We start from the raw sequence: 13,010 nt of genomic DNA, 5'->3' as shown, positions 1-13,010 counted from the left end.
AATAATAAATCTAAAACGATGTAACTTTATAACACAAAAAATGAGTTCGGGCGTGAAAATAATGCACTAAGATAGGTCAAAATTAAAAGATGAATCAGTATTTTAATTGGTTTCTCCAAGAGAATAAAAAAAGGGATCTATGGATCCCTGATTTTTAAGTCAGCATTTTAATGGATTTGCCCAGATGGCAATGATTGAATGAGTAATTGCGGTGCTTTAAAACGCTCACCGTATTTCGCTTCAAGCTGATTGGCACGTTGCAACGCTTTGTCTAAACCATATTGATTTAAAAACTGAATTGCTCCCCCTGTCCACGGCGCAAAGCCAATCGCAAAGATCGAACCGATATTGGCATCAATTACAGACTCAAGGACATTTTCTTCATAACAACGTAACGTATCTAGCGATTGTACAAACAAGAAGCGGTCTATCATTTCTTGTTCAGAAATATCAATCTCTTTTTTCCAATGGCTCAAGCCCTCCCAAAGCTGTTTCTTACCACTTTCAGGATAATCATAAAAACCTGCGCCAGCAGCTTTCCCTTTACGACCGAATTCATGAATCATGGTTTGAATCACATCATCTGCACCTGAGCGTGGTAAATCTTTACCCTCGGCCTGCAATGCCTTACGCGTTTCATTGGCAACATGTTCAGAAAGGGTTAATGCAACTTCATCTTGAATGGCTAGTGGGCCAACGGGCATGCCTGCTTTGAGTGCCGCCATTTCAATACGAGCTGGGTGTACGCCCTCATGCAGTAAACGTAAGCCTTCCTGAACAAAAGTACCAAATACACGACTGGTGAAGAAGCCACGTCTATCATTCACAACAATCGGGGTTTTACCAATTTGCTGTACATAGTCATAGGCTTTCGCTAAAGTTTCAGCAGAAGTGTTTTTGCCTTTAATGATTTCAACCAATTGCATTTTATCAACTGGGCTAAAAAAATGTAGGCCAATAAAATTTGCCTGATCTTTCGAAGCTTTTGCCAAACCAGTAATCGGTAATGTCGAGGTATTTGAAGCCATCACTCCGCCTTCAGCAAGGAAAGTCTCAGCTTCTTGAGTGACTTTAGCTTTGAGTTCTTGATTTTCAAATACAGCTTCAATCATTAAATCGCAGCCTTTTAAATCCTCGGCAGATGCCGTTGCGGTAATCAAGCTTAAAACCTGATCACGCTTTTCAGCGGTCATACGTCCTTGTGATACTTTTTTATCTAGCAGTTTTTGGCTATAGGCTTTCCCTTTTTCTGCATTTTCAACAGAAATATCTTTGAGTACAACAGGAATACCTTTGATTGCTGTTGAATAAGCGATCCCTGCTCCCATCATTCCAGCACCAAGTACACCCACTTTTGTTGCTTGCCATTTTGCAACATCTTTAGGACGGCTCGCACCTGCTTTAATTGCATTTAATCCATGCCAAAAAGTACCAATCATATTTTTTGAAATTTGACCTGTCGCAAGATAGGTAAAATAACGAGATTCAATGGTCAGTGCCGTATCCACATCCACCTGTGCACCTTCAACCGCAGCCGCCATGATGGCTTCAGGCGCTGGATAACATCCTTTGGTTTTATCACGTAACATTGCTGGAGCAATCGCAAGAATTTGCGCAACCGCAGGTGTTTTAGGATCACCACCTGGGATCTTATAGCCTTTCACATCAAACGGCTGTTGTGATGCTTTTGTGGATGGGGGATGTGCTTTCACCCAAGCAATCGCTTTATCCATCAATTCTTCAGGTGTTTCCGCCGTGTCTTGGATTAAACTTAATGATTTCGCTTTATCCACACCAAACTGCTTACCTTCCATCAAGAATGGAAAAGCATTTTGTAAACCTAAAAGGCGTACCATACGTACAATACCACCACCACCTGGCAGTAGACCTAAAGTCACTTCTGGTAAACCAAATTTTGTTTTAGGATCATTCAATGCGATACGTGCATGACAGCCTAAAGCAATTTCCCAACCGCCACCCAAAGCCGTACCATTCAATGCAGCTACAACAGGTACACCTAAAGTTTCGATATAACGGAACTCGGCTTTCATTTTCTGAATCATTTCAAAAAAAGGCGTAGCATCTTCAGGTCGTGCTTGAATCAATTCATCTAAATCACCGCCTGCAAAGAAAGTTTTCTTCGCTGAACGGAAAATAATCCCAGTAATTGACGTTTCAGATTTCAGTTTAGAAACAATATTTTCTAAAGCTACACGGAAATCCGCATTCATAGTATTTGCTGATTGATTCGGGGAATCTAAAGTTAGAATAATAATGCCATCGTCATTTTTTAAATATTGAATTGCGCTCATTATTATTCTCCTTATACCAACTCAATAATGGTCGCAATACCCATGCCACCACCCACACATAATGTTGCCAAGCCACGCTTTTTACCTTGACGCTCTAATTCATCCAGTAAGGTTCCAAGGATCATCGCACCCGTCGCACCCAATGGATGCCCCATCGCAATTGCGCCACCATTTACATTGACTTTATCGCTTGGCACTTTTAATTCTGTCATAAAACGCATCACCACAGATGCAAAGGCCTCATTGACTTCAAATAGATCAATATCGTCAATCGTTAAGCCTGCTTTTGCCAATGCTTTACGAGCAGCAGGTGCCGGCCCAGTCAGCATAATGGTTGGATCCGAACCGACCAATGCTGTCGCTAATACTTTGGCACGTGGTTTTAAACCTTGTTCTTTGACCGCTTTCTCGGAAGCAAGCAATACAAGTGCTGCACCATCGACAATACCTGATGAGTTTCCTGCGTGATGCACATGGTTAATTTTTTGCGCTTCTGGATATTGTTGTAATGCAATCGCATCAAACCCCATTGCACCCATCATTTCAAAACTTGGATTGAGTTTTGCTAAACCTTCTGCTGTCGTGGTTGGTTTAATAAATTCATCTTGGTCTAAAATGGTCACGCCGGCTTTGTCTTTGATGGCAACCACAGACTGATTAAAATAACCTGCAGCTTGCGCCGCCGCCGCTTTACGCTGAGAATTTGCTGCAAAACCATCAACATCTGAGCGCGTATAACCATCCAATGTTGCAATTAAATCAGCACCAATCCCTTGCGGAACAAAATGTGATTTTAAATTAGTTTCAGGGTCTAATGCCCACGGGCCACCATCGGACCCCATTGGAATACGTGACATCGACTCTACGCCACCAGCAACAACCACATCTTCCCAACCTGAACGTACTTTTTGCGCAGCCATATTGACTGCTTCTAAACCTGACGCACAAAAGCGATTGATTTGCACACCCGCAACATCATTGTCCCAACCTGCTGCAATTGCTGCAGTTTTCGCAATATCACCACCTTGATCAGCTATTGGTGTGACACAACCTAAGACAATATCATCTACCTTAGACGTATCTAAATGATGACGATCTTTGAGTTCATTCAATAATATGGTGAGTAAAGTAATCGGTTTTACTTCATACAATGAACCATCTTTCTTTCCTTTTCCGCGTGGTGTGCGAATGGCGTCAATGATATAAGCCTCGCTCATAGCTGTTCCTTTTTATGACTTTTAAGTTGTTATGTCCTTGAGTGTACAAATTAATCGCCGTGATGCAATGACTAGAACGGGTCAGGCTAGATGAAGATTTTTGCCAATAGCCTGAGTTTAGGGCATAAAAAAACCCAAGATCGAAATCTTGGGTTTAGCAATGTGCCGAACCGTCGTCAAACTAAAAAATTAGTGATAACCGTGTAGTTGGCGATATAAACCAGGTGTGACGCCTGTCCATTTTTTAAAGGCACGGTGGAAGGTGCTGGTTTCACTAAAGCCCACTTGTTGTGCCACATCTTCCAACGTCAAACCCGGATTTAACAGCAGGTGAATCGCGGCATCACGACGTAATGCATCTTTCACGCCTTGGTAACTTTTACCTTCAGCCGCTAAGCGACGACGCAACGTTTGAGGAGATAAATACAACATGGAAGCCACATCGTTCAGGGTTGGCATTTCCTCACCAATTTGACTTTTCAACACATCACGAATACGTGAAGTGAGGGAGTTGGTGTTTTTAAATTTCACTAACAACTGTGCAGGAGCGGCTTTTAAGAACTCTTCTAACGTTTCTTCATTCTGACGAATTGGTAAGTCCAAATAATCTGCGGCAAAAGTGATTTCGGTACGCGGCATATCGAACTGCATCACAGGTGCGAAGAATAAGGCATCATATTCATCTGCATGTGCAGGACGTTCATAGCCAAAATGTACACGTTCCAGGGGTAAACGACGTTCAATCAACCAAGAAGCAAGACCATGCCAAATCATCAACATACTTTCAGTGATAAAGTGATCTGGGTCCATTGATTTTGGAATCTGGGGAACGAGACGCGCTTCGTGCTTGTCGCGCTCTAATGTCACAGACCATTCATCACCAAAGAGCTTATAAAACTGTGAAGACAGTTCTAAAGCATCCCCTAAGGTCTTGGCATGAATAATCAACTGGCACATGATGGCAAATGTACCTAGACGACGTGGTTGTTTGTCAAAACCAACATGTTCGTCTTGGGTGACCATCCATAACATTTTAACGAAGCGAGTATATTGTTCTGGAGAAATACGGGCTTTAGGCTGACGCAGCAGTTCTGCCTCAATGCCAACGTGAGAAAGTAATGTTTCGACATCCATGCCGAGACGTTTTACGCCAGTTAAAGCCGCATTGACGAAATGGATACTAATGGTATCACGGCTCATATTTAATCCTTCAGTCTCTTTTATATTCACTTGCGTTTGACCTAAATGACGCTAAAAAAATAAGTTTAGGCAATTTACACTAAAGTTTTTTGCCTTTTTACATGTTAAATTGCCGAAATGATCAAGGTAAATGGCTGAACATGACATTGTTTTGTTGCTTTTATATTTCTAAAATAGCTAAAAAATCAACATAAAAAGAGTAAAAAGTAGCATGGATATGGCATTGAAAGGATTGAAAGTTCTCGATTTTTCTACACTTTTACCGGGACCGTTTGCAACAATGTATTTGGCAGACTTAGGTGCAGAAGTGATCCACATCGAGTCTCCAACTCGACCTGATCTGATCCGTTTAATGCCACCTTATGCCAATGGGCAGGCCACAGCACACAGTTATCTCAACCGAAATAAGCATTCTGTAGCACTGGATTTAAAAGATCCTGCCAATATTGAACTGATCAAGTCGAAAATTTTAGACTATGACATTGTGATTGAGCAATTCCGCCCGGGGGTAATGCAAAGACTGGGACTTGACTATCAAACTTTATCTGCAATTAATCCGCGCTTGATCTATTGTTCCATTACGGGTTATGGGCAAACAGGTTTATATCAAAATAAAGCAGGGCACGATATCAACTATGTGGCTTTGTCTGGGATCGCAGGACATAGCGGCCGACAGCACAGTGGTCCTCCTCCTTTGGGAATTCAAATTGCGGATATTGCAGGCGGGTCATTACATAGCGTGATAGGAATACTCGCAGCTGTGATCGAAAGGCAGCGTAGTGGCATAGGGCAGTATATTGATATCTCTATGACTGACTGTGTGGTGGGGCTCAGTAGCATGGCTGCAGCGGCGAGCTTAGCAGGACAGGAAAAGCAAGGGCCGGAGCAAAGCTATCTCAATGGTGCGACTTTTTATGACTATTATGAAACGCAAGATGGTCGCTATTTGTCGATTGGGAGTTTAGAGCCACAGTTTTTACATGGACTGGCAGAAATTTTAGAGTTGCCCATTGTGGCTGAAAAAGGCGCCTCACTGGCAACTGACGACTGTCAGGTGGTGAAACAAGCGATAAAAGCCAAGATTAAAACCCAAGATTTTGCTGTATGGAACGCAATTTTTCAGTCACGGGATGTCTGTGTTGAGCCTGTATTGAAGCTAGATGAAGCACTCGATTCGCAACTGGCAAGAGACCGAAAATGGATTGTTGCTGTGCCTTTAGAAGAGGGGAGTACAAAAAGCGAACAACAATTAGCTTGTCCAATCAAGTTTTCACGTTCAAAAATAAGGTATGAATTTATAGGGAAATCTTTGGGTTTTGACTCTTTGTAAATATCATATAGCGATAATTTAACCAGTTTTAAAACAATAATCTAACAAAAACAATGGGTCTTTATACAAATAGCAAGTATCATATCAATTGGTTGTAAAATTGTAAGAAAGGTCACCAATTATGAATAAATGTAATAGAAGTTGGTGTTTAACGGTGAGTTTATTAACACTCAGCTGTTGCCTGCAAACTGTATATGCTGCAAATGCATTCGAGGTACAAAGCCCTTGGATGCTCGGTGATTGGAATGGTCAACGCACCGCATTGCAAGAAAAAGGCTACGATTTTAGCTTTGGTTATACGGGTGAGATGGCAACTTTACTCGATGCTTCACGTTCTTCAAATCATGGTACTGAATATGCAGACCAGTTTGCATTTGGTACGCACTTCGATTTAGACAAAATTTTGGGTTGGCAGGATACTGAGGCTCAAATCACCATTACTGAGCGTAATGGACGTTCACTTTCTCAAACTTCCGATGCTTTAGATGGACATTTAAGTTCTACTCAAGAAGTGTGGGGACGTGGACAAACGTGGCGTTTAACGGATTTGTGGATTAAGAAAAAGTTCATGGATCAAAAGTTGGACATCAAAGTCGGTCGTTTTGGTGAAGGTGAAGACTTCAACAGTTTCGATTGTGATTTCCAGAATCTTGCACTGTGTGGCTCTCAAGTTGGTAACTGGGTCGGTGACCAATGGTACAACTGGCCTGTCAGTCAGTGGGCTGCGCGGGTTAAATACAATATCCGTCCTGAGCTATATGCACAAGTTGGGGTATATGAATATAACCCTGAAAACTTAGAGCGTGGCAAAGGCTGGAACTTAAGTACTGATGGTTCGCATGGCGCGATTCTTCCTGCTGAAGTAGTGTGGTCTCCTCAGTTAGGAACTGAAAAATTACCCGGTGAATATCGTGCGGGTTATTACTACAGTTCGGCAGACGCCACAAATATTCAAAACCCGCAGCAAACTTCACATAAACAAGGGGGCTGGGTGGTTGCCAAGCAACAACTCACAGCACATCACGATGATGCTACACGTGGTTTAACAGGCTTTGTAAATCTCACGCTACATGACTCAGACACCAATACGGTTCGCGACATGCAGAACATAGGTTTGGTCTATAAAGGCGCTTTTGATGCACGTCCACAAGATGAAATTGCGATTGGCTTGGGGCGTATTAGCATCAATGATGACGTGAATGAGGCGAATATTGCCAATAACAGCGTTGATGCCCGTGGCTTACAAAGTGAAGAATATGATGCCGAGATTTACTACGGTATTCATGCAGCCAACTGGTTAACCATTCGTCCCAATATCCAATATATTCGCCATGTGGGCGCATATAAAAATGGTGAAAATGCATGGGTCGGCGGAATTAAATTCCAGACTGCATTTTAGTTTCTAGATCTATAAGTATTTGTTCAACAAGGTTGATAAATACGTTTATGGTTATTCAAAGCATAAAACTGTTTGAAATAAGTCGTTTGGACAGATACTTAAAATCTAAAAACTGTCTAGGTGCTTATATCAATGTTGAAATGATATGAGCTTTTAACAGAATCTAAGAAAAAGGTGGTCAATATGAGTACTCCGTCTTCAGGTTCAGGACTTAAAACTTTTACAGCTGTGATTGCTGTGATCTTTGGTTTAGTCCTGCTGATAGGAGGGATTTATCTTGCAGTGCTTGGTGGGTCTTGGTACTACATCATTGCAGGGTTACTCTTCATCGCGACTGCAGTTCTACTGCAAAAATTAAAAAGTACGGCATTAATCGTTTATGCCTTGTTGGTCTTGGGTACAGTGGTGTGGGGCCTATGGGAAGTGGGTTCTGACTTCTTTGCCTTGGCACCACGTCTAGATATCCTTGGTTTATTTGGATTATGGTTACTCATTCCAGCGGTCACACGTGGCTTTGACAACGCTAAAGGTGCAAAAATTGCTTTAACAGGTTCATTGGCAATTACCATTGCAGTGATGATCTATGCTGTATTTAATGATCCTCAAGAAATTCGAGGTGAACTGAGCAGCAAGCAACCTGCAACCGCACAGTCCATTCCGGGTGTTGCGGATGGCGACTGGCCTGCTTATGGTCGTACTCAGTCTGGTTTGCGTTATTCTCCTTTAACGCAAATTAATTCTGAGAATGTTAAAGATTTAAAAGTGGCTTGGACCTATAACACAGGTGACTTTAAAACAGAAAATGACTCTGGTGAAACCACCAATCAGGTCACCCCAATTAAAGTTGGGGACAATATGTATATCTGTACCACGCACCAAAAACTGGTTGCCCTCGACCCAGCTACAGGTAAGGCGAAATGGACTTTTGATCCGAAGTTGAAATCGGACAATACTTTCCAACATTTAACCTGTCGTGGCGTGTCTTATTATGATGCGAACAATACAGTTGGTTTTGAAGCCAGCTTGCAACATAAAAAGTCATCGTCTGAGTTGTGCCCACGTAAAGTGATCTTGCCGGTGAATGATGGTCGTTTGGTTGCCATCAATGCTGATACTGGTGAGCGTTGTACGGACTTTGGTAAAAATGGTGAAGTCGACTTACAAAAAGACATGCCATTCCCTTATCCGGGCGGTTATATCCCAACTTCACCACCTGTGGTCACAGGCACGACGATTATTATTGCGGGTTCAACCACAGATAACTATTCAACTGAAGAACCTTCAGGTGTGATTCGTGGTTATGATGTGAATACGGGTGCATTGTTGTGGGTGTTTGATACAGGTGCCGAAGATCCGAACGCGATTCCAGCTCCGGGTCAAAAGTATGTTCAAAACTCACCGAATGCATGGGCACCATTAGCCTATGATGCAGCTTTGGATATCGTTTACATTCCAACGGGTGTGGGTACGCCAGATATTTGGGGGGTAACCGTACCGAATTACATGAGCGTTATGCCAACTCAATGCTGGCACTGAATGCCTCAACAGGTAAGTTGGTGTGGAATTTCCAAACCACGCATCATGATTTGTGGGATATGGATGTACCATCACAACCGACATTGACGGACATTAAAGACAAGTCAGGTAAAATGGTTCCTGCCATTTACGTGTTAACGAAAACAGGTAATGCCTTTGTTCTAGACCGTCGTACTGGTGCAGCCATTGTTCCAATTACGGAAAAACCTGTACCACAAACAGTGAAACGTGGGCCACAAACCAAAGGTGAGCGTTATTCTGCGACACAACCTTTCTCTGATTTTGATCTTGCACCAAAAGAGAAATTGACGGATAAGCAAATGTGGGGCGCAACCATGTTTGACCAGTTGATGTGCCGTGTGTCGTTCCACAAACTGAACTATGACGGTATTTATACCCCACCTTCAGAAAACGGAACTTTGGTTTTCCCGGGCAACTTGGGTGTATTCGAATGGGGCGGTATGTCTGTTAACCCTGACCGCCAAATCGCGGTGATGAACCCAATCGGTTTGCCGTTTGTGTCTAGACTCATTCCAGCCGATCCAAACCGTCCGAAAACAGCCAAAGGTGCAGGCACTGAAGCGGGCGTACAACCGATGTATGGTGTGCCTTATGGTGTAGAGATCAGTGCGTTCTTGTCTCCATTTGGCTTGCCATGTAAACAGCCTGCTTGGGGCTTTGTGGCAGGTGTGGATTTAAATACTCATGAAGTTGCATGGAAACGTCGTATTGGTACGATCCGCGACAGCTTACCAGGGATTCAATTGCCACCATTTAAAATGGGGGTGCCTATGCTTGGTGGTTCAATCTCAACTGCGGGTAATGTGATGTTTGTCGGTGGTACGCAGGATAATTATATCCGTGCCATCAACGTGACCAATGGTGATGAACTTTGGAAAGGTCGTTTACCAGCGGGTGGTCAAGCTACACCAATGACCTATGAAGCGAATGGCAAACAGTATGTGGTCATTATGGCGGGTGGTCATGGTTCATTTGGTACCAAGATGGGAGATGCTTTGGTGGCGTATGCCTTACCCGATGCAAAATAATCTTCTGTAGCCATTTAAACTTTAAAATAGCCTGATTCGTTAGGCTATTTTTATGTGCAGTCAGTTGAAAAGGGCAAAGTGATGAGGAAGAAAGAATAAAAATATTGAGGTTTGTCCAGAAAGCTGGGTTTAAAATTTACGCAGTAGCAATGGATGGGCTAGCGTGTATATGATAGCCTGAATGAGGTTAGCTGAATAATGTATAAGTATCTAATAAAAAATACTTTAATCAGAAAAACCTTTAGGATTAGGGACAAACAGCACATCTACTTATCCTTATCAATAAAACAGCTATGAAATATGTAAAAAACGCATTTTGTTGATAGTTTAAATCTCGTTATGCTGTCAGCCGTTATAATGAAACTACTAGCTGTACGCCATGTATTTATATACTGATTTCGATCAGCAACTGATCAATGAACGTGTTGCACAGTTCCGTGACCAAACGGAACGTTATTTAGCTGGAAAACTCACTGAAGATGAGTACCGCCCATTACGCCTTCAAAACGGTCTCTATGTACAACGCTATGCGCCAATGTTACGTATTGCTGTGCCTTATGGCTTAATGAACTCAACGCAATTGCGCAAAGTTGCAGAACTTGCAACTGAGTTTGACCGTGGTTATGCACACGTTTCAACCCGTCAGAATATTCAGTTTAACTGGCCTGCGCTAGAAAATGTTCCAGACATGCTTCAAGAGCTTGCTTCGGTACAAATGCATGCGATCCAAACTTCAGGTAACTGTATTCGTAACACGACTACAGACCAATATGCAGGTGTGGTTGCTGGTGAAGTAGCTGACCCACGTCCAACGTGTGAGTTGATCCGTCAATGGTCAACCTTCCACCCAGAATTTGCTTTCTTGCCACGTAAGTTCAAGATTGCTGTATCAGCACTTGAAGAAACCGATCGTGCAGCGACCTCATTCCATGATATTGGGGTGTATATCGTTAAAAATGAAGCGGGTGAGATCGGCTATAAAATTAAAGTCGGTGGTGGCTTAGGTCGTACCCCTGTAATTGGTAGTTTCATTCGTGATTTCTTGCCACGTGAAGACCTGATTGCTTATTTAGAAGCCGTACTACGTGTTTATAACTTACACGGTCGCCGTGATAACAAATACAAAGCACGTATTAAAATTTTAGTGAAAGCGTTAACTCCTCAAGTCTTTGCTGAAAAAGTCGAAGCTGAGTTTGCGCATACCATTAAAACTTTAAAGATTCAGCCTGAAATTTTGCAGAAATTAGACGAAGAATTTATACCGTTTGATTATCAAGATTATGCAGATGAAGATTTTTCTGAACAGTTTGCTACGCATCCAAAATTCAAACAGTGGTTCAATATCAATACCAATGCTCACAAAGTGAAGGGCTACCGTATTGTAACGATTTCGTTGAAGCGTACAGGTATTGCACCGGGTGACGTGACCACGGAAGAAATGAATTTGATTGCAGACCTTGCAGACAAATACACCTTTGGTGAATTGCGGACCACGCATGAGCAAAATATTTCTTTGGTCGATGTGCCTCAGAAAGATTTGTTTGAGCTTTGGACTATTCTTGAGAAAAACAATCTAGCACGTGCGCACATTGGTTTCTTAACAGATATTATCTGCTGCCCAGGCGGTGACTTCTGTTCATTGGCAAATGCAAAATCAATTCCTATTTCTGAAGCGATTTCACGCCGTTTTGATGACTTAGATACCATTTATAACCTCGGCAAACTGGATCTGAATATTTCAGGTTGTATGAATGCATGTGGTCATCACCATGTAGGTAACATTGGTATTTTAGGTGTAGACAAAAAAGGCGCTGAGTTCTACCAAATCACTTTGGGTGGTAATGCAGACCATGATGCTTCAATTGGTGACATCTTAGGCCCATCATTTGCAGCTGACGTGGTACCAGACATCGTTGAAGAAATTTTAAATACCTATCTTGACCTTCGAAATGAGGGTGAAGAATTCATTGAAACTTATCGCCGTGTGGGCATCCAACCCTTTAAGGAGCGTGCATATGCTTAATACAGCACTACAAGTCCTCTCTAAAGATGGCACGATTGCCGACAATACTTACCAAGTGATTGGTGAAGATGGTGTTTTACCACAAGGTGATGTGGTTTTAACGGTTGAGCAGTTAGATCAATTGGCTCAAGTTTCGGGTAAAAAAGCACTACTGGTGACAGTCGATGCTTCACCTGAAACGCATGAGTTCCCTTTAGATCAGCTAGATGCCATATTTATTGATTTTGCTGGTTTTAACGATGGTCGTGGCTATTCATTTGCAGCGCTATTACGCCGTCAAGGTTTCCAAGGCGAACTACGCGCAACAGGTGATGTGTTTAAAGATGTCTTGAACTACATGAAACGTTCAGGCTTTGATACCTTTGTTGTTAAAGAAGGCAAAGACATTCTTGAAGCAGCAGCGGGTTTAAATGATTTTAGAAATCCGTATCAAGCATCAACAGCCGTTGCTCAAGCCAGTTATCAAACAGGCGCTTAAATTTTTAGGCAAGCATTGAAAAGCTGGACTTTAGTCCAGCTTTTTTGTATTTATACGCAGCATTTTTGATGAACAAATTGAAGAAAAAAAGCAGGAAAATTGGATATGATGGCACTCTTTGCAAAGATTAATCCTGGTGTCATTTGGCTACTCATCGCTATTGCTACAGATGTGCTTTCGACTTTTTACTCTGCAAAAGGCAATGGCTTGGTCAATAAATTGGATCAAGGCATTGCGCTAGTGCTGTACATGATTTCTTTTGCATGCGCTGCCTATGCTTTAAAATTTATGCAAGCAGGCATTTTATATGTGCTGTGGTCTGGTATTGGTGTTATCGCCACTGCACTACTGGCCAAGACATTTTTAGGACAAAACATAGATCTAGCAGGATGGCTTGGTATCGGTTTTATTACTGTGGGGCTCACTATTATTGCGCAATTTTCCAATATTGATGTTTGATAATCGA

The 13,010-nt window shown here is 42.3% G+C and carries 8 protein-coding genes and 1 pseudogene; 6 read left to right on the top strand and 3 right to left on the bottom strand.

Features of this window, described 5'->3' with window-relative positions; all coding sequences use genetic code 11:
• Positions 1-167: 167 nt before the first annotated feature.
• From ACZ8ZH_RS14315 to ACZ8ZH_RS14305, 3 genes are all read right to left on the bottom strand, one after another.
• Positions 168-2,312 (bottom strand): 3-hydroxyacyl-CoA dehydrogenase NAD-binding domain-containing protein, encoded by a 2,145-nt coding sequence (locus ACZ8ZH_RS14315; protein ID WP_119063704.1) that lies wholly within the window; start codon positions 2,310-2,312, stop codon positions 168-170.
• 11 nt (positions 2,313-2,323) lie between these two features.
• Entirely contained in the window at positions 2,324-3,529 is a 1,206-nt protein-coding gene (locus tag ACZ8ZH_RS14310) for an acetyl-CoA C-acetyltransferase (protein WP_119063705.1), read from the bottom strand.
• A gap of 189 nt (positions 3,530-3,718) precedes the next feature.
• The gene (locus ACZ8ZH_RS14305; RefSeq protein ID WP_086208841.1) at positions 3,719-4,729 is read right to left on the bottom strand and encodes an AraC family transcriptional regulator; all 1,011 of its coding nucleotides are present in this window, start codon (positions 4,727-4,729) and stop codon (positions 3,719-3,721) included.
• A gap of 211 nt (positions 4,730-4,940) precedes the next feature.
• Between ACZ8ZH_RS14305 and ACZ8ZH_RS14300 the strand changes: the two genes are divergently transcribed.
• The 6 genes and pseudogenes from ACZ8ZH_RS14300 (at position 4,941) to ACZ8ZH_RS14275 (ending at position 13,003) form a co-directional block, all read left to right on the top strand.
• Positions 4,941-6,059 carry a CaiB/BaiF CoA transferase family protein gene (locus ACZ8ZH_RS14300; RefSeq protein ID WP_119063706.1) on the top strand — a complete coding sequence of 373 codons (1,119 nt, stop codon included), beginning with the start codon at positions 4,941-4,943 and terminating at the stop codon, positions 6,057-6,059.
• A gap of 121 nt (positions 6,060-6,180) precedes the next feature.
• Positions 6,181-7,458: a carbohydrate porin gene (locus ACZ8ZH_RS14295; protein ID WP_119063707.1), complete on the top strand. Its 1,278-nt coding sequence runs from the start codon at positions 6,181-6,183 to the stop codon at positions 7,456-7,458.
• A gap of 183 nt (positions 7,459-7,641) precedes the next feature.
• Positions 7,642-10,043 (top strand): annotated as a pseudogene (locus tag ACZ8ZH_RS14290) (glucose/quinate/shikimate family membrane-bound PQQ-dependent dehydrogenase).
• 379 nt (positions 10,044-10,422) lie between these two features.
• Entirely contained in the window at positions 10,423-12,066 is a 1,644-nt protein-coding gene (locus ACZ8ZH_RS14285; RefSeq protein WP_110973889.1) for a nitrite/sulfite reductase, read from the top strand.
• The gene (locus ACZ8ZH_RS14280) at positions 12,059-12,544 is read left to right on the top strand and encodes a DUF934 domain-containing protein (protein ID WP_086208836.1); all 486 of its coding nucleotides are present in this window, start codon (positions 12,059-12,061) and stop codon (positions 12,542-12,544) included. The genes ACZ8ZH_RS14285 and ACZ8ZH_RS14280 overlap by 8 nt, the downstream gene beginning before the upstream one ends.
• Positions 12,545-12,649: 105 nt before the next feature.
• A complete protein-coding gene (locus tag ACZ8ZH_RS14275; protein WP_087528269.1) occupies positions 12,650-13,003 on the top strand; it encodes a DMT family transporter in 354 nt (117 codons plus the stop codon).
• The last annotated feature ends 7 nt before the right edge of the window (positions 13,004-13,010 follow it).

It is taken from the genome of Acinetobacter sp. SW-226 (genome assembly GCF_055632855.1).
The sequence above is the reverse complement of the archived record's forward strand: the minus strand, read 5'-3'. Positions and strand labels throughout refer to the sequence as shown.